Source organism: Hyphomicrobium sp. 99, assembly GCF_000384335.2.
Lineage (GTDB): Bacteria > Pseudomonadota > Alphaproteobacteria > Rhizobiales > Hyphomicrobiaceae > Hyphomicrobium_B.
On the sequence record NZ_KQ031382.1, the window covers coordinates 207,097 to 227,703 of the forward strand.

A 20,607-nucleotide genomic window follows, 5' to 3' on the forward strand; every position below is an offset into this window, starting at 1 on the left:
CCTCAAGGAACCCGATTAAGCTGCAAAACCCTTGGCAAACTTGTCGAGGAACTCGACCAGTTTCTTCTCGGTGTCAGCCGACAGCGCCTTCTCTTTGGCGACCGTATCGAGGATCGTCTTCTCCGACCGGAGGCCGGCGAGGACGCCCTGCTCGAACTTGCCGACTGCCGAGACCGGAATGCTGTCGAGGTAACCGCGCGTACCCGCGAAGATCACCGCAACCTGCTCTTCCATCTTCAGCGGCGAGAACTGCGGCTGCTTCAGAAGCTCTGTGAGACGTGCGCCGCGAGCAAGCAAACGCTGCGTGGCGGCATCGAGGTCCGAACCGAACTGAGCGAAGGCCGCCATTTCGCGGTACTGCGCGAGCTCGCCCTTGATCTTACCGGCAACCTGCTTCATCGCCTTCGTCTGCGCCGACGAACCGACGCGCGACACCGAAAGACCGACGTTCACGGCCGGACGGATGCCCTGATAGAAGAGATCCGACTCAAGGAAGATCTGCCCGTCGGTGATCGAGATGACGTTCGTCGGAATGTAGGCCGACACGTCGTTCGCCTGCGTTTCGATGACCGGAAGAGCCGTCAGCGAGCCGTTGCCGGCCTTGTCGCCGAGCTTGGCAGCGCGCTCGAGAAGACGAGAGTGGAGATAGAAAACGTCGCCCGGATAGGCTTCACGGCCCGGAGGACGGCGAAGCAAGAGCGACATCTGACGATAAGCGACGGCCTGCTTCGAAAGATCGTCATACGCGATAACCGCGTGCATGCCGTTGTCGCGGAAGTATTCGCCCATCGTGCAGCCGGTGAACGGCGCGAGGTACTGCATCGGAGCCGGGTCGGATGCGGTTGCCGCGACGACGATGGAATATTCAAGAGCGCCGCGCTCCTCGAGAACCTTGACGAACTGAGCGACGGTCGAGCGCTTCTGACCGACAGCGACGTAGACGCAATAGAGCTTGGCGCTCTCGTCGTTGCCCTGGTTCAGCGGCTTCTGGTTGAGGAAGGTGTCGAGAATGACGGCGGTCTTGCCGGTCTGACGGTCGCCGATGACGAGCTCGCGCTGGCCGCGGCCGATCGGGATCAGCGAGTCGATGGCCTTGAGGCCGGTTGCCATCGGTTCGTGAACCGATTTGCGGGGGAGAATGCCCGGCGCCTTGACGTCGACGCGCATGAACTTCTCAGACTTGATCGGGCCCTTGCCGTCGATCGGGTTGCCGAGACCGTCGACGACGCGGCCGAGAAGGCCCTTGCCGACCGGAACTTCAACGATGGCGCCCGTACGCTTGACGGTGTCGCCTTCCTTGATCGTGCGGTCATCGCCGAAAATAACGACGCCGACGTTATCGGCTTCGAGGTTCAGCGCCATGCCGCGAATGCCGCCTGGGAACTCGACCATTTCGCCGGCCTGGACGTTGTCGAGGCCATAGACGCGCGCGATGCCGTCACCGACCGACAGCACGGTGCCGATTTCGGAGACCTCGGCGTCCTTGCCGAAGTTTTTGATCTGATCCTTGAGGATCGAAGAAATTTCTGCGGCCCGGATTTCCATTGAGACCTCTTCCCTGGTCGTTTCCATTGACGGAGCCTGGTCCGGCCCCTTGTTCCAAATTTCTTAATTCTCGGTCGCCCGCTTGCACCGTTTGGTGCTCGCTTAGGCTCCGGCTCCGTTCAAAGCCAGCTTCAGGTTCTGAAGCTTGGTTTTGAGCGATGAATCGATCATGCGGCTGCCGACCTTGACGATCAGACCGCCAAGAATGCTCGGATCGACGCGCGTCTGCAGTGTCACGTCCTTGCCGACCGAAGCCTTCAGCGTTTCCTTCAAGGACGCGACCTGGGCATCGTTGAGAGCGAACGCGCTCGTCACCTCAGCGCTGACCTCGCCGCGAGCTTTCGCTGCGAGCGCGCGGAATGCCTTGATGATGTCTTGAATGACAAACAGACGGCGATTGGCCGTCACGAGTTTGATGAAGTTGCCCGTCAGGCCGCTGATGCCGACCTTCTCGAGGATCGCGCCGATGGCCCGGCTCTGGTCATCTGCAGCGATGACTGGGCTGCGCACGAGGCGCACGAGATCGGAGCTTTCATCCAAGAGCGCCTGGAACTTTACAAGGTCGCTCTCAATTTCATTAATCTTGGAGCTTTCGTTCGCAAGATCGAACAGTGCGGACGCGTAGCGCCCGGCCACTCCTTCAACGATTGTGTCGTTCGTCGCCACGTCGCTCTCACCGTCGCGCCTAAGGCGCATAGAGGGCAGGGCACGAAAAGCCCGGAATTCCGCCCGCTCCAAGGAAAGGCTTTTGACAAAAAAGAGCGTACGGGGCCGGAACCCACCAGCCGCCCCCCTTCAAAGCCGGGCTGTCCTTAACATGCACTCCCGAACGCTTCAACCGTGCGCCAAGAGGGCGCGTTGCCGCATAACAGAGCTGCGAGGGACCAAAATCTAAGCGTTTGGGGGCCTTCGCTGCGCGAGCGCTTCGGGATCAGCGAAGGGAATTTTCTGCGCCGTTCAAACTGCGTTCAGCCAGGACCGAATATTGAGGAGGAACAAGCCGCGCGCCAAAGCGGCCGCGCTTTGCAAGTTTGCGTCCTGGACCTCACATCCCGACACCTTGAGCCCGCTCCGGCGGGCTCATTTTTTACAGGGCGTCCCTCATGATGATTGGGAAGCGCCACGGCACTACGAAAACCAGATCAAAACCAATGTCGTACGTCTGATACTGCGGATTGCGTGCCAACCAAAGGTCGGCCGCCCGCCGCACCCTCCGGCGCATCGTCAGCGTTATCGCGTCTTCCGCGTCCTCGGTCGTCGGACGCCGCTTGACCTCGATGAACGCCACCCGGTTTTTTCGGATCGCGATAAGGTCGATCTCCCCGACCGGCGTCTTGAACCGCCTACCCAGGATCCGATGCCCGGTCGCCAGATAGACCGCCGCGACGATCGTTTCCGCCCTGAGCCCGCTGTGATGCCGCCTGCGGCGCTCCCACCTCTGCCGGAATTCGTCGTTGACGTTCGAGCTCATCCCTGTTCGCCCTTCGACTTGATGCCGAGCCCGTAGACCCGCGCCTTAGGAACTCCGAACTCGTCTGCGAGAGCCCGCGCAGCATCTTTCAGGCTCATCACTTCGAGGGCGGCGGCGAGACGAGCGCCGAGCGCCTCATCGGTGATGACCTGCGCCTGCACGGGGCCGACGACGATCACGACCTCACCTTTCATATCCTCCGTTGCCGTCCCGGCAAGCTCCGCGAGACTTCCACGAGCGATCTCCTCGTGCAATTTCGTCAGTTCGCGGGCAACGACCGCCTGCCGCTCGCCGAGCAGGCCCGCCATGTCACCGAGCGTTTCCGCGACCCGGTGCGGCGCCTCGTAGAAAACGAGACTGCCCGGTATCGGCGATAATTCCGCCAATCGCGCCCGCCTCGAAGCCTTCTTCGGCGGCAAGAACCCCGCAAAAAAGAAAGCATCCGTCGGCAAGCCACTTGCCGTTAAAGCCGCCAAAAGCGCGGATGCGCCGGGAATGGGAACGACGGGAACACCGGCCGCAGCAGCAGCGCGGACAAGCTTGAATCCCGGATCCGACAGCAGCGGCGTTCCTGCGTCCGAAATGATGGCGATGCGCTTGCCCGACTCGAGATCGCCAATCGCCCGCTCGATTTCGCGATCTTCGTTATGATCGTGAAACGGCCGCGTCCGCGCCGTGATCGAATAATGCTGCAGGAGCTTCGCGGAATGGCGCGTGTCCTCGCAATAAATAATGTCGGCGCGCGCCAGCACGCCAAGCGCCCTCAGCGTGATATCGCCAAGATTGCCGATCGGCGTTGCAACGAGATAAAGCCCAGCCTCCAACGGCTCCGACAAAAGCCGGGCGATCGCCTCCTGCGCGCGGGCACCCGGACGTGAAGCGGGAAGGGCGTCAATCTCAGACTGAGAGGATCGTTGTTCGTCAGACACGAATGCTGTCCTGTTTCCCGGCCGATTTCGAAGTGAGACCGGAAACCTATCAATACCAATATGCAGCGAGCGTCAAAAGCTCGGCCGGAAGGCCATAAAGGAATCAGGGTGAAATATGCTGCCCCTGAGCCTGCCTGAAAGCCTCAAAGGACGACAAGAGCTTTTGTGCTGAACGAATAACGCGAGTGCCCGAGGCCCTACGCGGCGATCGCGTTGCCCATCGTCGGACGCGGCTGCGACGGAGGCGCAACTCCGAGCACATGGACCGTCGCTCTACGGCGGCGGCCGCCGACATCCATCACCGCCGACAACTCATCGACGAGCGAGATCAAAGCATATTGGGCAAGATCGAGCTGCAAGGTTGCTGAGGCATGGCAACGCGTCGCCTCCTCGGCGCGAGACGCGGCACCCGTGATGATGCCGGAGATTTGGTTCCATTGCTCCGACAGCGAAAGCCGCCGGGGCTCACTCTGGCGAGGCATTTCTTTCGCCGGGTAACGGACCATCTGAGAGCGAACAAAATCAAAAACCGAAGCCGAAGCGCCGGAAATAGCGGCGTGAATGGCCTCAAAGGCGCTGGCGATCCGAATTTTCGATGTATCTGCCATAGACACAGAATCCAGAGAATTGAGAGAATAATTAAAGCTGGGATGATTTGGGGAAAGTTACAAGGATTAGTCTCGTTAAATATGTATTTATTTTATCGACGAGGAGAATAAATCCCGAAATATGCGCTCAATTACGCAAGTGCGAATTGGTAAAAGTTAAATTAGCCCCCATTGCTCATCCCCAAATTCCGGCGGGTGAATGAGCCCCAGTCCGATCGTCAGCTGAATATAACGCGACGGATATCGTCCGCCGTCGCTCCTTCCTCTCGCAGCGCCCTGAGCCCCATGTCTTGATTTGACTTCGAGAGCTTCTGCCCGTTCGACCACTTGATGAGCCGATGATGCGAATAAACGGGCTCCGGCAGATCCAGGAGTTCCTGCAGCAGGCGCTGCAAATCGGTCGCCGCCAAAAGATCCTGCCCGCGCGTCACGTGCGTCACGCCCTGACGGGCATCGTCAACGACGACGGAAAGATGATAGCTCGCAGGCACATCCTTGCGCACGATAACAGCATCGCCCCAACGCTCTGGCTCCGCTGTTCGCGTTTCAGGCGTGCCGTCTTCGGCAACCTCGACGAAAGTCAGCGGCTTCTCCCCGCGCTTCGCCTTGAGTGCTTTTAGCGCGCCGTCCATATTAAGACGCAGTGCTGGCGAATCCCCCGCGGCCATGCGCTGACCGACATCTTCGGCTGATGCTCCGCGCCAAAGCCCGGGATAAAGCGCCGCTCCGTCAGGATCTGTTTTTTCCGGATCGGCCGCCGCCGCAATCTCACTGCGCGTCGCAAAGCAGGGATAGAGAAGACCCATTTGAATGAGCCGATCCGCTGCCGCGAGATATTCCGAAAAATGTTCCGACTGCACGAGCACCGGCTCTTCCCATGAAAGGCCGAGCCAATTCAGATCTTCAAAAATTGCCGCCACGAATTCCGGACGCCGTCGCGCGACATCGATATCCTCAATGCGCAACAGAAAGCGGCCGCCATTCTTGCGAGCGACATCATGGGCGATGATGGCTGAGAGCGCGTGACCAATGTGCAAAAGCCCGTTGGGCGATGGCGCGAAACGCGTGACGGAGGACATCAGTCGCAAGAGCCCGTTCGGCCCGCACCCGGCGTGTACGTCCGCGCGATCGCCTCGACGACGCGGTCATAGGTCTTTCGTTCACTGGTCGGATAAAGCATCGCCCAACTATTTATGAGTTTGCCGCCACACGTAAAGCTGACGCGTTGATAAAATGTTTCGCCATTGCGATCGCCCGATAGAACGAACCAACGCGCCTTGATGGGCGCATAGTCGATCTTTGCGTTCGCATACTGATCGGAGATCAAGAATTTGCGATAGTCCTCCAAAGACTGGTTATCTGCATTTTCAAAAGCACCTACGAGCAATTTTGCTCTGCCGTCCTTCGATAGATAGAGACCACCTTCGTCCGTCTTCGGTTGATCGCTCTTGCGTGTGAAAATGTTGTCGGGGTAGGCAATGGCAAAACCGTGACGCTCATTGATGACGGTCGCCCAGCTGTCTTGCCAAGAACGCGCACCAGCTTGCGAAATACTGCATGCACACAAAATTGCAGCGGTTGTAATTCCAGCTATTCTCGACATTCCACGCTCTCCCACCACGCGCGAGACCACAAACCGATTTCCCTCTTTAGAGCTTCACCTCGGAGCAAAGATTTGGCCGAGCAAAGATATCCGACCGTGACGACAGAGCGCCAGCTCAAAGCTGCAGCCGCCCAGCTCGCGCAGCAATGCAAAGTCATGTCGCAGATATTCAAACGCACCGGCGCGCCCCTGATACGAAAATATCCGCCCGATTTTTCAGGCCTCGCGAAAATCGTTGTCGGTCAGCAACTCTCCGCCCAAAGCTCGGCGGCAATCTGGTTGCGCGTCGAGGCGGCACTGCTGCCGTTCACGCCTAAAACGATGATGGCGCAAAGTGACGACTCGCTGAAAGCCCTTGGCCTGTCGAACGGCAAAATACGAACGCTCAAAGCGCTGTCCCGCGCCGTGCTCGAAGACGAGTTGAACTTCGAAAGGCTGAATACTTCCGCCGAGCCCATGATCGTCGAGCGGCTGACCGCAATTCACGGCATCGGTCCGTGGACCGCCGATATCTATCTTCTCTTTGCGCTGGCGCGCCGGGATGCCTTCGCCCCGGGCGATCTCGCCCTCCAGCTCGCCGTTCAGCACCATTTCAAGCTCGAACGCCGGCCAACCGCGGAAGAATTGGAAGAAATTGCTGAACGCTGGCGTCCCGCACGCGCCGTCGCCGCCCGCCTTTTATGGGCCGATTATGCCTTCGCGCGCCGCGCTCTCCTGGGGAAAGCCGCAAAGCCGATCGTCACGAAAACGTACAAGACCTTGAAATAGAGTTCGAAAACGCCCGCCGCGACACATCGGTCCCAATGCTTCACAGAATTGATATGCGCGGCTAGTATCCCCGCGTTCAAGTGGGGCCAAAAACGCGATTCGGCGGATCATAACCGCGAGGTTTGCGCGACAGTGAATGCTCACGTGACAATACCGGATAATTGTCCGGCCCTTGTGCTGAACGCTGACTTCCGTCCGCTCAGCTACTATCCCCTGTCGCTCTGGAGCTGGCAGGACACGGTGAAGGCGGTCTTTCTCGACCGCGTGAACATCGTCTCCGAATACGAGCGCTATGTCAGAAGCCCATCATTCGAGCTGAAGCTGCCGAGTGTCGTATCGCTGAAGACGTATGTGAAGCCGGCGTTGTACCCCGCGTTCACACGGTTCAACGTTTTCCTGCGCGATCGCTTCAGCTGTCAGTATTGCGGCGACAAGAGCGATCTGACGTTCGATCACTTGATCCCGCGGTCCCGCGGTGGGCTAACGCGATGGGACAACGTCGTCACAGCATGTGCCCCGTGCAATCTGAAGAAGGGTGGCTTGATGCCGAGGGCTGCGGGCATGTTCCCAGCCCACGAACCCTATCGGCCGACCGTATTCGAACTGCACCGCAACGGCCGGCTATTCCCGCCAAACTATCTGCACGAAAGCTGGCTCGATTATCTCTACTGGGATACCGAACTCGAACCCTAGTGCATCAAGCGGCGCGCTTGATCGGATGCGCGCAGATCTCTGCGGCGATGACATCGACGACGCGCTCCCAATTCGCGCCCGCTTCGGCGTTGAGCCCGAATGCGAGAAGCGCATCGGCCGGCGTCCCTCCATCCCGAAAAATTCGCGCGCACTGCTCGCGGCTGACAGCCACGGCTTGATGCCACTGAATGGGGCTGAGATAATCTGGAACCGACGGGGTCATCTGGGCGAACTCCGCAAATAAAAACGTTCTTCGAGGAACGATTTCCGAAGCTTGGCCGTTCCAAACGATGGCGGCAGACACACAGAGCGCCTTGACATCACTACGCGAGACCTTGTCACATGATGTCTGGATTGAGGGCTAACTCGATCACGCTCCGTGCGTCTGCCAGCTCGTTGGAAAGCCGGCTGCTTTCCGAAATCCTTTTGTCCAACGCCTTACAATTTGATACGCACGCGAACGCAACGGTGACGCTACTGGGGCAATCGCAACTTCGCGACGGCGGCTGAAAGAGCGGCGCTCCGCATGACGGTTAGCGCGACATCTCCAATCGGACGCCAAGCCCAATCCTCTGTCTTCGCACCAATCCACGGATCGACACGCCGATCTTCGTGGGCAGTGCGGGCGAACCGCCGGGACATACGCATCGACAAATTTGTCGAGGCGGCTCGCCTGAGTTTTGTGAACGCACCGGACAGAACCTTTTTCGGGGTCTGGCCGTACTCGGACTCAACGCTACGCAACGAACGCTTACTGAACGCAACAACGCCACGCGTACTCAAATTTGGGGCGGAAACGGCCTTAGTCGAACGGGTGAAAACTGCTCCGAGCTTTGCTCTCGGAGAACGCAACGCATACGCCACTGGGAAGGCTCCCTACGCTTGAACGATATCCACACATTCCGACTACTCTCGTGTCCCGCGAACGAAGCAAGAATAGCCGTCACATTCAGGCAACGGGAAGGCGCGATTCTGTCTCTGGGATGAAATTCGAAGTCGCGAACGCTTGACAGTATCGATCAAGCAACAAAATCAACGTTTTTCCGCGAAACGACAATTGTGGACAAGCATCAAAAATTGGGAGCTGTCGTCTCTTCGCTCTGCTCGCGCGCAGCCAAAGCGGCTGCGAATGAGATCGTCATGAGGAAAAACGACGCGATCGCATTCCACCCTGCGAACGAAATGCCGAGGAAGCGCAAAGAGGCTTCATCGCACTTGATGACGTGGATGTTCTGAATTTCACTCAAAAGACTGCCGGCCGACGTCGTGAGAGATTGGCCGCCGCCGCACGCGGCCGGACCCGGCCAGAATTTCCACTCCGCGCCCGCGTGGTAGATGCCGAGCACCGTGTTCGCCAGAAACGCAAGGCCGACGATCAGAAAGATCGCTGTGGCGGAACCGCGATGACCGCCGACGGTCAGCACCAATGCAATGAACAGCAAGGGAATAGCGGCGTAGTAGGCGTACCGCTCCCAGAGGCAGAGCATGCAGGGCACGTAGCCGCCGATGTATTGAAATCCGAGGGCCGTCACGATCGTCAAGGTCGATAGGAACAGAGCCAGCGCCCCAAGCTGGTAATCCGTTCCGCGCTGTACGCCCTCGCCAAATTTCATGATCGAGACCCGAGCTAGAAGATGTACCGCACCGCCACGAAGCCGCCAACGAGCAAAACGAGAAACGCCGTGGTCACGAGCGCGAGCCTGCCCTCGATGAAGGATCGGATAGGCTCACCAAAGAAATATAAGAGACCGGCGACGAGATAGAAGCGCATGGCACGGGCGACGACGCTGGCACCCATGAACGCCAGCAGGTTCATCTTGCCGACGCCAGCCGCGATGGTCACGACCTTGTAGGGGATCGGCGTCATGCCTTTGATGATGACGGCAGCGACTCCGTATTCCTGTACGAAGGTCTCGAAGCCGTCCAGCGCGTGCTCGCGTCCGTAGAATTTCAAAATGGGCGCGCCGATGGCATCATAAAGATAATAGCCGATCGCGTAGCCGAGCAGTCCGCCGAGAACGGAGGCGACGGTCGCGATGGTCGCGTACCACCACGCCTTGCGCGGCTGACTGAGCACCATGGGGATCAGCATGATGTCGGGAGGAATGGGGAAAAACGAGCTTTCCGCGAACGAAACAGCCGCAAGCGCCCACGGCGCCCTATCGCTGGCCGCCATCCGCATCGTCCAATTGTAAATTCCCCGAAGCATCCGCGCTGATTAACTGGCGGCTCGGAGCTTGTCCATGCGTTCCGCCGGCTGAAAACATTTTGAAAGCTTGGCAACGACCGCGTTAAGCACCAGACGACCCTCGGGCGTCACCCGGATTCTGTCCGGACCGAGCACAATCTTTTCGGGCGCCAATCCGGGGCCCGCGCATAGGACAATGTCGTCGAGTTCGTTTCTCCGCCAATCTCCCGGCGTTGCCGACGATTGACGGGCAGACTGCAGCAATCCGAGGCTTTCGAGTTCCGCGATAGCTGCCGCCGAAGGGCGGGCGCCCCCAAGCTCAGCAAGCTGCCCGAGATCGATGCCTTCGCTGAGACGAAGCCCCATCAAAAGCATTTCGTCGGCTTGCTCGGCGCGGGCAAGCTTCGTCATTTCCGTGAAGCCGTGACCGGCCTCCTCGACACGGGCGGCCCATTCCTCCGGATTGCGCTCGGCGACCGTCGCCGTTCGGCTCTTCTCGATCAAAATGCGGCCATGCGCGCCGGGACCAATTCCGGCGTACTCGCCGTAGCGCCAATAGAGAAGATTGTGCCGGCTTTCCGAACCCGGACGCGCGTAGTTTGAAACTTCGTAAGCAGCTAAACCCCGCTTGCCCGTCATCTCTTCCGTAATCTCGTAAAGCGCGCTCGCATCGTGATCGTCCGGAATGACGAGCTTGCCTGCCGCGTGGAGCGCGGCATAGGGCGTGTCGGGTTCAATCGTCAGCTGATAGAGCGAAAGATGATCGCCCGCGAGATCGAGCGCTTCGGCAAGCTCCACACGCCAATCGTCCGCGGTCTGTCCGGGACGCGCATAAATGAGATCGAACGAAAACCGCTCGAACGTGCCGCGCGCGATTTCGAGCGCCGCCTTCGCCTCAGCGACGCTGTGAATGCGCCCGAGCTTGCGAAGCTCTTCATCTCGGAGCGACTGCACGCCGATCGACACGCGATTGACGCCCGCTTCGCGAAACCCGCGAAAACGTCCGGCTTCGACGCTTCCGGGATTGGCTTCGAGCGTAATCTCGGCTTGGCCTGCGATGCCCCAGCGCTTCCCGATGTGCTCGATGATCGCAGCCACCGTATCGGCTTGCATCAGCGACGGCGTGCCCCCGCCGAAGAAGATGCTCGTGACGGTCCGCGGGCCGATGTGCTCGGCGACCCAATCGATCTCACGTTTATACGCCGCGAGAAACCGCGCCTCATCCCAGCCTTTGAAACGCACATGACTATTGAAGTCGCAGTACGGGCATTTCTGCGCGCAGAACGGCCAGTGGATATAGACGCCGAATGTCGTGTCGCGGTCAGACATCGTTGCTCGCCGCCAGCATGGCCTTCGCCAACTGTCGCCATGCCGGTTCATTGCTATCCGTCATCGTGCCGAGCTGCCGCTCCAAGGCAACGAGATACGATTCAAGCGTCACGTTCTTCCACTGGTCCCGATGCGCGGCGAGATCGTCCTTCAGGCGGCCGATAAACGCCGCTGCCTCGACGCGCGTCGAAAGACTGGCGGCGGCAGCCGAGAACGCAACAATATCCCGGCCTTCAGGTTCCGCTTCCCCAGCGCCCGGCGATATTTCGTCGAGCATCGCCGCTTTGAAAGCTGCGAATGCACGCGTTCGGTGCGAGATCGCATATTTCTCGTGCGGCTCCATCTCGCCGAACGTCCGTACATCGCCTTTCGGCACGAACATCGGATCGTAGCCGAAGCCGTTGCCACCGCGCGGTGGCCAGACGAGATTTCCGAAAACCTTGCCCTCGAATGTTTTGACGTCGCCGTTGGGCCACGCAAGGCAGAGCACCGAGATGAAGTTGGCGCGCGGACCGGCACCATTCCAGCCGTCGCGGCGCGCAATCTCCTCGGCGACTTTCTTCATCGCCAGGCCGAAGTCTTTGCCGGGACCGGCCCAGCGCGCCGAATAGATACCCGGAGCACCATCGAGACAATCGACTTCAAGACCTGAATCGTCAGCCAACGCCGGCAGCCCCGATCCCTTAGCCGCCGCGACGGCCTTGAGCCGCGCATTGCCTTCGAACGTCGTCTCGGTTTCTTCAGGCTCCGCAAGACCAAGATCGCCCGCCGATACGGCATCAAGCCCATAGGGATGAATGAGCTGATTGATTTCCCACACCTTGCCCGGATTGTGGCTCGCAACGACGACGCGCGTACCTTTCGAAAGACGCATCACGCAATGCCCCAGATACGCGGCTCGGCGATCTCGAGGCAGTTGCCCGCCGGATCGCGGAAGTAGATTGATCTTCCTCCGCGCGGCCATTCGAAGTCAGCCTCGATCGGCACGCCGAGGCTTTTCAGTTTCGTCAGCCACTGATCGATGTCTTCGCCCGACACGCCAAAGCAAATGTGTCCCTCGCCCTCCGCACCATGCGGCGGCACCGAAATCGATGCCTCCGCGTTACGAAATTGCGTTGTGTCGGGATTGAAAATCAGCAGCATCTGGTCTCCGCAGCGATAAAATATATGGCGCCCCGGTTCGACCGCGAACGGCTCCAATCCAAGGGCGCGGCGATAGAAATCCTCGATCCGCGCGAGATCGGGAGCGTAAAGAACCGTTTCAAGAATTCTCAGTGGCGCGGGGGCTGAGTTCAGATCGACGCCCATAGAAATAATCCAACGCTGAGCGCTCCGAGCGCGCTTCGAACACCGTGCAGCGTCCCCCACCTCTCGACGAGCGCGCGCGTGGTTTCGTCTGCGCTCTCGAGAGCCGTCGCTTCTAGCTTCTTATTAACGGGCATGATCACAAAAAGCGTAAACGGCCAATTGGCGACAAGGGCCACAGCACCTGCGAGCCAAAACCACTGGCCGGTAACCAACCATTCGAGCGTGCCGAGGATGAACCCGATTGAGGCAAGCGAGGCCTGCATCTGCAGACCTCGCGCATAGCTCGGCTTCCATTCAGCGAGCATCGCCCGGTTATCGAGTTCGAGCCGCGCTGGCTGTTCCGCCCAACTGACGTAGACAGCCGCGCCCGTAAAGAGCGCGGCGACAACGAGAGTGAACTCTCCAAACATGGCCCTTACCCCTGCAAAGCGCTAGGCGACCGTCAGCTTCTGAAGTTGCACCAACTCCCCAATGCCCTTCTTCGCGAGGTGCATAAGCTCCGTGAACCGTTCCTCGCTGAAGGGCGTCGTCTCGGCCGTTCCCTGGATTTCGACGATGCCGCCCGTACCGGTCATCACGAAATTGGAATCGGCGTCCGCGTTGCTGTCTTCGGCATAGTCGAGGTCGAGCACCGGCTCGCCCTTGTAAAGCCCGCAGGAAACCGCCGCCACGTGATCGCGCAGGACGTTTTCCTTCACCATGTCACGCATTTTCATCCATTGGATGCAATCATGAAGAGCAACCCAGGCTCCCGTGATCGACGCCGTGCGCGTACCGCCGTCGGCCTGGATGACGTCGCAATCGACCGTGATCTGGCGTTCACCAAGCTTGGTCAGATCGACAACGGCCCGGAGCGCCCGGCCGACAAGTCGTTGAATTTCCTGGGTTCGGCCCGAGGGATGGCCGCTCGTCACCTCGCGCCGGGTGCGCTCATGCGTGGCGCGCGGCAGCATGGCGTATTCGGCGGTAACCCAGCCCCGGCCCTGGCCCTTGAGCCACTGTGGCAGGCGCTCTTCCAAGCTGGCCGTGCAAAGGACATGCGTATCGCCGAACTTGATGAGGCAAGACCCCTCGGCGTGTTTGGAGACGGCGCGCTCGATCGATACCCGGCGCAGCTCGTCCGGCTTGCGTTTAGAAGGTCGCATGATTTCCCTGAATGTTAACGTTGCGGCCGCGACCCTAAAGAAGGGCCTAGGGTCCATCAACCGGAAACAAGGCTAACTTTACCTCGTGACGCGCGCGGCATTTGACGCCGGGCCCTGCGGTTCATAGGTTTAAAAGAAGAGAATTGAGGACCCTATGGCGAGTGCGACGCTGCTCGACGGCAAAACCCAGCTCCAGAAGCTAGACGAGCGGTCACGGACTATTCTTCGAAGGATTGTCGAAAGTTACCTTGCAACCGGGGAGCCGGTGGGGTCGCGCAACTTGTCGCGCGCCCTGCCCATCGCCCTGTCACCGGCCTCGATCCGCAACGTCATGTCGGATCTGGAGCAGCTCGGCCTTATCATTTCACCCCACACGTCGGCCGGACGCCTGCCGACACAGCTCGGCCTGCGCCTCTTTGTCGATGGCCTGCTCGAAGTCGGCGACGTGTCGATGGACGAGCGCCGTCAGATCGAGACGCAGATCGCCTACCGGCGCGACAAGTCCGTCGATCAGCTTTTGAGCGAGGCCGGAGATCTGATCTCGGGCCTTTCCCACTGTGCGGGCGTCGTGCTCGCCGAAAAGCAGGTCGCCCGGCTGCGGCACATCGAATTCGTGCCATTGGAACCGGCGCGCGGATTGGTGATCCTTGTCGACGAGGATCAGAACGTCGAGAACCGCATCATCGACCTGCCCGAAGGTCTGCCGCCTTCCGCGCTGCAGGAGGCCTCGAACTATCTCAACACCCACCTGCGCGGCATGACGCTGACGGAAGCCAAAGCCGAAATCGAAAAGTCATTGAGCGCGGCCAAGGCCGAACTCGACCATCTAACCCAGAAAGTCATCAAGGCAGGCCTCGCCGAGTGGTCGGGCGTCTCCGACGACCGCAAAAGCCTCATCGTGCGCGGCCAGAGCAATCTTTTGAAAGATGTCACGGCAGCGGAAGATCTCGAGCGCATCCGTCAACTCTTCGATGCATTCGAATCGAAGCAGGACATCGTGGAGCTGTTGGGCGCCTCCGAGACAGCCGAAGGCGTTCGCATTTTTATCGGCTCGGAAAACAAATTGTTCTCCCTTTCGGGCTCATCCTTGATCGTTGCGCCCTTCAGGGATCAGACGCGCCACGTCGTCGGCGTCCTGGGAGTCATCGGCCCGACACGGCTCAATTATGCCCGCATTATTCCGATGGTGGATTATACGGCGAAGCTCGTAAGCCGCCTCATCGGCTGAGATTTTAGAGGCAGCTCTTTGCACCGCCGGATGGTGTGCATTTTGAACCGCCTTGATTTTTCCCGTGTAGCGGCCGATATCCCGGCTCCCCTCGAAATTCACCATTGGCATTTTCAGCGAAGAGAAAAATGAGCGACGAAAAGAAGCCAGTCGACGAACCCGTCCAATCGCCCACATCGGCGGCATCGACCTCAACTCCGGAAGAAATCGGCGTGGAGCAGCTCAAATCCATGATCGGCGCCCTCCAGAGCGACCTCGACAAGAGGTTGGAAGAACTGGCGGGCAAACAGGATCAATTCCTTCGCGCCGTCGCCGAAACCGAAAACGTCCGGCGCCGCCTCGAAAAGGAAAAGGAAGAGACGGCCAAGTACGCGATCGCAAAGTTTGCGAAAGACATCTTGTCGGTGGGCGACAATTTCCAGCGCGCGATAGCCGCGGTTCCGAAAGATGCGGTCGAAACCGATCCGGCACTGAAGACCTTGCTCGACGGCGTCGTTCTGGCAGAACGTGACTATAAGACAGCCCTTGAGCGGCACGGCGTCCGTGTCGTTGATCCGGCGGGTCAGCCCTTCAACCCGCATCACCATCAGGCCGTAATGGAGCAGGAAGACGCGAGCGTCCCGGCCGGTACGGTGCTGCAGGTCTATCAGGTTGGTTATCTTCTTGATGATCGTTGCTTGCGCCCGGCCATGGTTGTTGTGTCCCGCGGCGGCCCGAAAGCCGCAAAGAACGGAGAACAACCCGCGCCGGAAACTCCGCAGCCCGACGCATAGGCCGCGGACGTTTCGCTTCCTCTGGTTTGCAGACAAACCTTAGGAATTTTAAGATATGAGCCCCGCATGAAGGGGGCTTGTATTGTCCCCCAGCGCTTCCGATGCCCATCGAAAGCCTTGAAAATTGGTGTGTTTTACAAGACGAGTGCCGACCGCTGTCGTGTAATCGAAAAGGCTAGAAAGTGATCTGTCGGGGACAGAAGAAGCGTTGCACCCCGAAAACAGGCCCCTATATAACCGTCGGTTACACAATTGAAATCCTGGGGACCGGTGCCTCTAACCTCTCGTTGGGGGGCACGTCGGATGCCAAAACAGGGTCCACCCGGTCTGCCGCAACTGAGAAGGATTGACACGTATGGCTAAAGTAATCGGTATCGACCTCGGCACGACCAACTCGTGCGTCGCCGTCATGGAAGGCGGCAAACCGAAGGTCCTGGAAAACTCCGAGGGCGCGAACACCACGCCGTCGATTGTTGCATTTACCTCCGATGACGAACGCCTCGTCGGGCTGCCCGCCAAGCGCCAGGCAGTGACGAACCCGACGAATACCTTTTTCGCGATCAAGCGCCTGATCGGCCGTCGCTTTGACGACCCTGAGGTGCAGAAGGACGTGAAGCTCGTTCCCTTTCATATCGTGAAGGGCCCGAACGGCGACGCCTGGGTCGAAAGCCACGGCAAGCAGTACTCGCCTCAGCAGATCTCCGCTTTCATTCTTCAGAAGATGAAAGAAACCGCCGAAGCCAAGCTCGGCGAGAAGGTCACGCAGGCGGTCATCACCGTTCCGGCCTACTTCAACGACGCACAGCGCCAGGCAACGAAAGACGCCGGCCGCATCGCGGGCCTTGAAGTTCTCCGCATCATCAACGAGCCGACGGCAGCCGCACTCGCCTATGGCCTCGACAAGAAGAAGGAAGCCAAGACGATCGCGGTCTACGACCTCGGCGGCGGCACCTTCGACGTCTCCATTCTCGAAATCGGCGACGGCGTCTTCGAAGTGAAGTCGACGAACGGCGACACGCATCTCGGCGGCGAAGACTTCGACATGCTGCTCGTTTCCTATCTGGCCGACGAGTTCAAGAAGGAGCAGGGCATCGACCTTCGCTCCGACAAGCTCGCGCTTCAGCGCCTGAAGGAAGCTGCTGAAAAGGCCAAGATCGAACTTTCCAGCGCCCCGCAGACCGAAATCAACCTGCCCTTTATTACGGCCGATGCCTCGGGTCCGAAGCATCTGACGATGAAGCTGACGCGCGCCAAGCTGGAAAGCCTTGTCGACGGTCTCATCAACCGCACGAAGGCGCCTTGCGAAAAAGCATTGAAGGACGCTGGCCTCAAAGCAGCCGAGATCGACGAAGTCGTTCTCGTCGGCGGCATGACCCGCATGCCGAAGGTCCAGGAAGTCGTGAAGCAGCTCTTTGGCAAGGAACCCCACAAGGGCGTCAACCCGGATGAAGTCGTCGCCATCGGCGCTGCGATCCAGGGCGGCGTTCTGCAGGGCGAGGTCAAGGACGTCCTGTTGCTCGACGTCACCCCGCTGTCGCTCGGTATCGAAACATTGGGCGGCGTCTTCACGCGTCTGATCGATCGCAACACGACGATCCCGACGAAGAAGAGCCAGACCTTCTCGACGGCCGAAGACAGCCAGGGCGCTGTGACCATTCGCGTGTTCCAGGGCGAACGCGAGATGGCAGCGGACAACAAGCTGCTCGGCCAGTTCGATCTCGTCGGCATTCCTCCGGCGCCGCGCGGCGTGCCGCAGATCGAAGTCACCTTCGATATCGACGCCAACGGCATTGTTCATGTTTCGGCAAAGGACAAGGCGACCGGCAAGGAACAGTCGATCCGTATCCAGGCCTCGGGCGGTCTGTCGGATGCTGACATCGACAAGATGGTCAAGGACGCCGAAGCTCACGCTGCCGAAGACAAGCAGCGCCGCGAGCTCGTCGAACTTCGCAACCAGACGGAAGCGCTCATCCACGGCACCGAGAAGTCGTTGTCTGAGAACTCTTCGATCCCGGCCGTCGCCGCGATCAAGGGCGACGTCGAATCCGCGATTGCCGCCGCCAAGACGGCGATTGCCGGTGAAGACGCCGAAGCGATCCGCACGGCATCGACCAACCTTACCCAGGTCGCGATGAAGATCGGCGAAGCCGTCTACACCGCCAAGGGTGGCGCGGAAGGCGTGGGCGGTGGCGAAGCCTCGGCCGAGAAGAAGTCGGAAAGCGGCGACGATGTCGTCGACGCCGATTTTGAAGAAGTCAAAGACGACAAGAAGAAATCGGCTTAAGAGTCGAACTCAGAATCGCCCTCGGACCTCCCGGTCCGCTCCGCGAATGGAGCGCCCGGGCTGGCCTGAGGGCGAAAATTTGAGTTAAAATCGCTAGTTATCGTTGCGACCATTCGCAGACCAGCAACTTTTCACCCAACGGGTCATAGAACAGCGCATCATGGCTAAGCGCGATTATTATGAAATTCTCGGCGTCAAGCGAAGCGCCACCGATATTGAGCTCAAATCCTCCTATCGAACCCTCGCCAAGGAATGTCATCCCGACCGCAATGCGGGAGACAAAGAGGCGGAGCGCCGGTTCAAGGAGCTGAACGAGGCCTACGAGGCCCTCAAGGATCCTCAGAAACGCGCCGCCTACGACCAGTTCGGTCATGCAGCGTTCGAAGGCGGCATGGGAGCACGCGGCGGCCCGGGCTTTGGTCCCGACTTCGCCTCCTCGATGTCGGACATCTTCGACGATCTGTTCGGCGAGTTCATGGGCGGACGCCGTGGCCAGGGCGGCGGCGGCCGGTCGCGGACGGGCCGCGAAGCCGGCGCCGATCTTCGCTACAATCTCGAGATAACGCTTGGCGATGCCTATACCGGCAAGACCGCACAAATCCGCGTACCGGCGAGCGTCAAGTGCGAGACTTGCTCAGGCTCCGGCGCCAAACCCGGAACGAAGGCCAAAACCTGCACGACCTGCGGCGGCGTCGGTAAAGTCCGCGCGAGCCAAGGTTTCTTCACGATCGAACGCACCTGCCCCCACTGCCAGGGCCGCGGCGAGATGATCGATGATCCGTGCAGCGATTGCTCCGGCTCCGGCCGCGTGCAGAAGGAACGCACGTTGTCGGTGAACATTCCGGCCGGCGTCGAAGACGGCACGCGTATCCGGCTCGCAGGCGAAGGTGAAGCAGGCCTCAGAGGCGGCGCGCCGGGCGACCTTTACATCTTCCTGTCGATCAAGCCGCACGAGTTCTTCCAGCGCGACGGCGCCGACATTTTCTGCAAGGTGCCGATCTCGATGACGACGGCCGCTCTTGGCGGCCAGATCGACGTGCCGACGCTCGAAGGCACGACCACGCGCGTCAAGATCCCCGAAGGCACCGAAAGCCGCAAGCAGTTCCGTCTGCGCAGCAAGGGCATGCCCGTGCTCCGCGCCAAAGTCTCCGGCGACATGTACATCGAGGTCGAGGTCGAGACGCCGAAAAACCTGACGCGCAGGCAGCGCGAACTCCTCGAGGAATTCGAGCGGGCGAGCCACAAAGAAACAAGCCCCGAGAGCGCCGGTTTCTTTTCGCGGGTTAAGGAATTTTTCGAAGGCAAGACCGGCTGATCGATCTCTCGATGCTCGGACGCGCTGGCCAATCCTTGCCAAAGGTTTGAAAGGCGCTAGGGTCCGGCCTCAGAAACCCCTCTCTTTTGACCCCTGACGTCCGAGTCCCATGACAGCCGCAACCTCATCTGATCCGCGTCTGCTTTTCTTTGCGGGCAGCGCCCGTCAGGACTCGTACAACAAGCGCTTGGCGAAACTCGGCGCCATGATCGCCGAAGCCAACAGCATCCCCTCGACGTTCGTCGATCTCGCCGACTATCCAATGCCGATCTATCACGGCGACCTCGAAGCGGAGCAGGGCCAACCCGATAATGCGCACAAGCTCAAGAATTTGATGAAGGCCCATACCGGCATCTTCATCGTCAGCCCTGAGTACAACGCGTCGTTCTCGCCCCTCCTCAAGAATGCCATCGACTGGGTCAGCCACATCCGCGATGACGGAGAGGCGCCCCTCGAAGTCTTCAGAACGCGCGTCTTTGCGCTTGCATCAGCTTCAGGCGGTGGCCTCGGCGGCCTTCGCGGTCTCATCCAAATTCGCGCCGTTCTCGAACTTGGCACCGGCGCCCTGGTGCTGCCTGAGCAGTTCGCGCTCCCCCGCGCGCGCGACGCCTTCGACGACAATGGTCACTTGAAAAACAAGGATCAGACGGAGCAACTGAAAGCCGTCATCCAGAAACTCGCACGCGCAGCCCGCGTGCTCCACGGCTGAGCGGACACATGATCGATCGCGCCACACGGGACAAACTGATCGTCGCTCTCGACTTGCCGACCTACGACGAGGCGCGCGCCCTGGTCGATCGCCTGGGTGACACCGTCAGTTTCTACAAGATCGGACTTGAGCTTCTGTTCGCCGACGGCCTGTCGCTGGCTCAGGAATTAAAGCGTGAAGGCAAACGCGTCTTTCTCGATCTGAAGTTTCTCGACATCGGCAATACGGTCGAACATGCTGTCCGCGCAGCCGCGAAACTCGGCGTCGATTTCATCACCGTGCACGGCCACGACACGAAGACGCTGACAGCCGCGCTCCGCGGACGTAGCGGCTCGGATCTGAAGCTGCTCGCCGTCACCGTTCTGACAAACCTCGATCAGACAGACCTCGACGAGCAGGGCATCGCGGCGACGCCGTCCGGACTCGTCATTGGCCGCGCCCGCATGGCGGAGAAGGCAGGCTTCGACGGCGTGATCGCGTCGGGCCAGGAAGCCGCCGCCGTCCGCGCCGAAACGGATCCGCAGTTCCTGATCGTCACTCCCGGCATTCGTCTCCCCGGTGCGGAGACCGGCGATCAGACCCGCATCACCACGCCCGAAGACGCGCTGCGCTTCGGCGCCAATCACATCGTCGTCGGCCGGCCGATAAACGCGGCTCCCGATCCGAAGGCCGCAGCCGAGACGTTCCTGGCGCATATCGCCAAGGCCTGAG

The 20,607-nt window shown here is 60.0% G+C and carries 23 protein-coding genes; 8 read left to right on the forward strand and 15 right to left on the reverse strand.

The genetic code is table 11. From position 1 onward, the window contains the following. Positions 1-15: 15 nt before the first annotated feature. The 7 genes from atpA to G359_RS01295 form a co-directional block, all read right to left on the reverse strand. Complete coding sequence (gene atpA, locus G359_RS01265; RefSeq protein WP_045837512.1) at positions 16-1,545, reverse strand: F0F1 ATP synthase subunit alpha; 1,530 nt, start codon at positions 1,543-1,545, stop codon at positions 16-18. 102 nt (positions 1,546-1,647) lie between these two features. Next, complete coding sequence (locus G359_RS01270; protein WP_045837513.1) at positions 1,648-2,211, reverse strand: F0F1 ATP synthase subunit delta; 564 nt, start codon at positions 2,209-2,211, stop codon at positions 1,648-1,650. Between the two features lie 421 nt (positions 2,212-2,632). Further along, a complete protein-coding gene (locus G359_RS01275; RefSeq protein WP_045834649.1) occupies positions 2,633-3,016 on the reverse strand; it encodes a YraN family protein in 384 nt (127 codons plus the stop codon). Then, entirely contained in the window at positions 3,013-3,945 is a 933-nt protein-coding gene (gene rsmI, locus G359_RS01280) for a 16S rRNA (cytidine(1402)-2'-O)-methyltransferase (protein WP_082072753.1), read from the reverse strand. Before rsmI ends, G359_RS01275 begins: the two co-directional genes overlap by 4 nt. Positions 3,946-4,142: 197 nt before the next feature. Continuing rightward, complete coding sequence (locus tag G359_RS01285; protein ID WP_245279891.1) at positions 4,143-4,553, reverse strand: hypothetical protein; 411 nt, start codon at positions 4,551-4,553, stop codon at positions 4,143-4,145. A 218-nt stretch (positions 4,554-4,771) separates the two neighbouring features. Further along, the gene (gene gluQRS / locus G359_RS01290) at positions 4,772-5,632 is read right to left on the reverse strand and encodes a tRNA glutamyl-Q(34) synthetase GluQRS (RefSeq protein WP_045834650.1); all 861 of its coding nucleotides are present in this window, start codon (positions 5,630-5,632) and stop codon (positions 4,772-4,774) included. Further along, complete coding sequence (locus tag G359_RS01295) at positions 5,632-6,156, reverse strand: hypothetical protein (RefSeq protein ID WP_156150638.1); 525 nt, start codon at positions 6,154-6,156, stop codon at positions 5,632-5,634. Before G359_RS01295 ends, gluQRS begins: the two co-directional genes overlap by 1 nt. Positions 6,157-6,228: 72 nt before the next feature. Between G359_RS01295 and G359_RS01300 the strand changes: the two genes are divergently transcribed. Further along, complete coding sequence (locus tag G359_RS01300) at positions 6,229-6,924, forward strand: DNA-3-methyladenine glycosylase family protein (RefSeq protein WP_052699137.1); 696 nt, start codon at positions 6,229-6,231, stop codon at positions 6,922-6,924. A gap of 132 nt (positions 6,925-7,056) precedes the next feature. Next, positions 7,057-7,617 (forward strand): HNH endonuclease, encoded by a 561-nt coding sequence (locus G359_RS01305; RefSeq protein ID WP_371198986.1) that lies wholly within the window; start codon positions 7,057-7,059, stop codon positions 7,615-7,617. Between the two features lie 4 nt (positions 7,618-7,621). Here the strand turns inward: G359_RS01305 and G359_RS01310 are convergent, their stop codons facing one another. From G359_RS01310 to rph, 8 genes are all read right to left on the reverse strand, one after another. Then, on the reverse strand, positions 7,622-7,840 hold the full coding sequence (locus G359_RS01310; RefSeq protein ID WP_045837517.1) for a hypothetical protein: 219 nt from the start codon (positions 7,838-7,840) through the stop codon (positions 7,622-7,624). Between the two features lie 847 nt (positions 7,841-8,687). Continuing rightward, complete coding sequence (locus G359_RS01320) at positions 8,688-9,230, reverse strand: disulfide bond formation protein B (RefSeq protein WP_045834654.1); 543 nt, start codon at positions 9,228-9,230, stop codon at positions 8,688-8,690. A gap of 14 nt (positions 9,231-9,244) precedes the next feature. Next, positions 9,245-9,826 carry a YqaA family protein gene (locus tag G359_RS01325; protein ID WP_045834655.1) on the reverse strand — a complete coding sequence of 194 codons (582 nt, stop codon included), beginning with the start codon at positions 9,824-9,826 and terminating at the stop codon, positions 9,245-9,247. Between the two features lie 9 nt (positions 9,827-9,835). Next, a complete protein-coding gene (gene hemW, locus G359_RS01330) occupies positions 9,836-11,134 on the reverse strand; it encodes a radical SAM family heme chaperone HemW (RefSeq protein WP_045834656.1) in 1,299 nt (432 codons plus the stop codon). Then, positions 11,127-12,008 carry an RdgB/HAM1 family non-canonical purine NTP pyrophosphatase gene (gene rdgB, locus G359_RS01335; RefSeq protein WP_245279892.1) on the reverse strand — a complete coding sequence of 294 codons (882 nt, stop codon included), beginning with the start codon at positions 12,006-12,008 and terminating at the stop codon, positions 11,127-11,129. The genes hemW and rdgB overlap by 8 nt, the downstream gene beginning before the upstream one ends. After that, entirely contained in the window at positions 12,008-12,442 is a 435-nt protein-coding gene (locus G359_RS01340) for a VOC family protein (RefSeq protein ID WP_045834658.1), read from the reverse strand. The genes rdgB and G359_RS01340 overlap by 1 nt, the downstream gene beginning before the upstream one ends. Beyond that, positions 12,427-12,852 carry an anthrone oxygenase family protein gene (locus tag G359_RS01345; protein ID WP_045834659.1) on the reverse strand — a complete coding sequence of 142 codons (426 nt, stop codon included), beginning with the start codon at positions 12,850-12,852 and terminating at the stop codon, positions 12,427-12,429. The genes G359_RS01340 and G359_RS01345 overlap by 16 nt, the downstream gene beginning before the upstream one ends. 21 nt (positions 12,853-12,873) lie before the next feature. Then, positions 12,874-13,587: a ribonuclease PH gene (gene rph, locus G359_RS01350; RefSeq protein ID WP_045834660.1), complete on the reverse strand. Its 714-nt coding sequence runs from the start codon at positions 13,585-13,587 to the stop codon at positions 12,874-12,876. A gap of 154 nt (positions 13,588-13,741) precedes the next feature. On the opposite strand from rph, the gene hrcA reads away from it, so the two are divergent. The 6 genes from hrcA (at position 13,742) to pyrF (ending at position 20,606) form a co-directional block, all read left to right on the forward strand. Beyond that, complete coding sequence (gene hrcA, locus G359_RS01355) at positions 13,742-14,815, forward strand: heat-inducible transcriptional repressor HrcA (RefSeq protein WP_045834661.1); 1,074 nt, start codon at positions 13,742-13,744, stop codon at positions 14,813-14,815. Between the two features lie 128 nt (positions 14,816-14,943). Further along, positions 14,944-15,588 carry a nucleotide exchange factor GrpE gene (gene grpE, locus G359_RS01360; protein ID WP_045834662.1) on the forward strand — a complete coding sequence of 215 codons (645 nt, stop codon included), beginning with the start codon at positions 14,944-14,946 and terminating at the stop codon, positions 15,586-15,588. Between the two features lie 355 nt (positions 15,589-15,943). Then, a complete protein-coding gene (gene dnaK / locus G359_RS01365; RefSeq protein ID WP_045834663.1) occupies positions 15,944-17,872 on the forward strand; it encodes a molecular chaperone DnaK in 1,929 nt (642 codons plus the stop codon). Positions 17,873-18,032: 160 nt separating this feature from the next. Further along, on the forward strand, positions 18,033-19,187 hold the full coding sequence (gene dnaJ / locus G359_RS01370; RefSeq protein ID WP_045834664.1) for a molecular chaperone DnaJ: 1,155 nt from the start codon (positions 18,033-18,035) through the stop codon (positions 19,185-19,187). Positions 19,188-19,296: 109 nt separating this feature from the next. Next, positions 19,297-19,896, forward strand: a complete 600-nt coding sequence (locus G359_RS01375) for an NADPH-dependent FMN reductase (RefSeq protein ID WP_045834665.1) — start codon at positions 19,297-19,299, stop codon at positions 19,894-19,896. Between the two features lie 8 nt (positions 19,897-19,904). After that, positions 19,905-20,606: an orotidine-5'-phosphate decarboxylase gene (gene pyrF / locus G359_RS01380; RefSeq protein ID WP_045834666.1), complete on the forward strand. Its 702-nt coding sequence runs from the start codon at positions 19,905-19,907 to the stop codon at positions 20,604-20,606. The last annotated feature ends 1 nt before the right edge of the window (position 20,607 follow it).

Bases quoted from the DNA above. Each gene is read 5' to 3' on its own strand.
- G359_RS01340 (WP_045834658.1), bottom strand. From the start codon at position 12,442: ATGGGCGTCGATCTGAACTCAGCCCCCGCGCCACTGAGAATTCTTGAA.
- dnaK (WP_045834663.1), top strand. From the start codon at position 15,944: ATGGCTAAAGTAATCGGTATCGACCTCGGCACGACCAACTCGTGCGTC.
- rph (WP_045834660.1), bottom strand. From the start codon at position 13,587: ATGCGACCTTCTAAACGCAAGCCGGACGAGCTGCGCCGGGTATCGATC.
- G359_RS01375 (WP_045834665.1), top strand. From the start codon at position 19,297: ATGACAGCCGCAACCTCATCTGATCCGCGTCTGCTTTTCTTTGCGGGC.
- G359_RS01275 (WP_045834649.1), bottom strand. From the start codon at position 3,016: ATGAGCTCGAACGTCAACGACGAATTCCGGCAGAGGTGGGAGCGCCGC.
- atpA (WP_045837512.1), bottom strand. From the start codon at position 1,545: ATGGAAATCCGGGCCGCAGAAATTTCTTCGATCCTCAAGGATCAGATC.
- pyrF (WP_045834666.1), top strand. From the start codon at position 19,905: ATGATCGATCGCGCCACACGGGACAAACTGATCGTCGCTCTCGACTTG.
- G359_RS01285 (WP_245279891.1), bottom strand. From the start codon at position 4,553: ATGGCAGATACATCGAAAATTCGGATCGCCAGCGCCTTTGAGGCCATT.
- grpE (WP_045834662.1), top strand. From the start codon at position 14,944: ATGAGCGACGAAAAGAAGCCAGTCGACGAACCCGTCCAATCGCCCACA.
- hrcA (WP_045834661.1), top strand. From the start codon at position 13,742: ATGGCGAGTGCGACGCTGCTCGACGGCAAAACCCAGCTCCAGAAGCTA.
- G359_RS01345 (WP_045834659.1), bottom strand. From the start codon at position 12,852: ATGTTTGGAGAGTTCACTCTCGTTGTCGCCGCGCTCTTTACGGGCGCG.
- G359_RS01325 (WP_045834655.1), bottom strand. From the start codon at position 9,826: ATGCTTCGGGGAATTTACAATTGGACGATGCGGATGGCGGCCAGCGAT.
- gluQRS (WP_045834650.1), bottom strand. From the start codon at position 5,632: ATGTCCTCCGTCACGCGTTTCGCGCCATCGCCCAACGGGCTTTTGCAC.
- G359_RS01295 (WP_156150638.1), bottom strand. From the start codon at position 6,156: ATGTCGAGAATAGCTGGAATTACAACCGCTGCAATTTTGTGTGCATGC.
- dnaJ (WP_045834664.1), top strand. From the start codon at position 18,033: ATGGCTAAGCGCGATTATTATGAAATTCTCGGCGTCAAGCGAAGCGCC.
- G359_RS01320 (WP_045834654.1), bottom strand. From the start codon at position 9,230: ATGAAATTTGGCGAGGGCGTACAGCGCGGAACGGATTACCAGCTTGGG.
- G359_RS01310 (WP_045837517.1), bottom strand. From the start codon at position 7,840: ATGACCCCGTCGGTTCCAGATTATCTCAGCCCCATTCAGTGGCATCAA.
- rdgB (WP_245279892.1), bottom strand. From the start codon at position 12,008: ATGCGTCTTTCGAAAGGTACGCGCGTCGTCGTTGCGAGCCACAATCCG.
- hemW (WP_045834656.1), bottom strand. From the start codon at position 11,134: ATGTCTGACCGCGACACGACATTCGGCGTCTATATCCACTGGCCGTTC.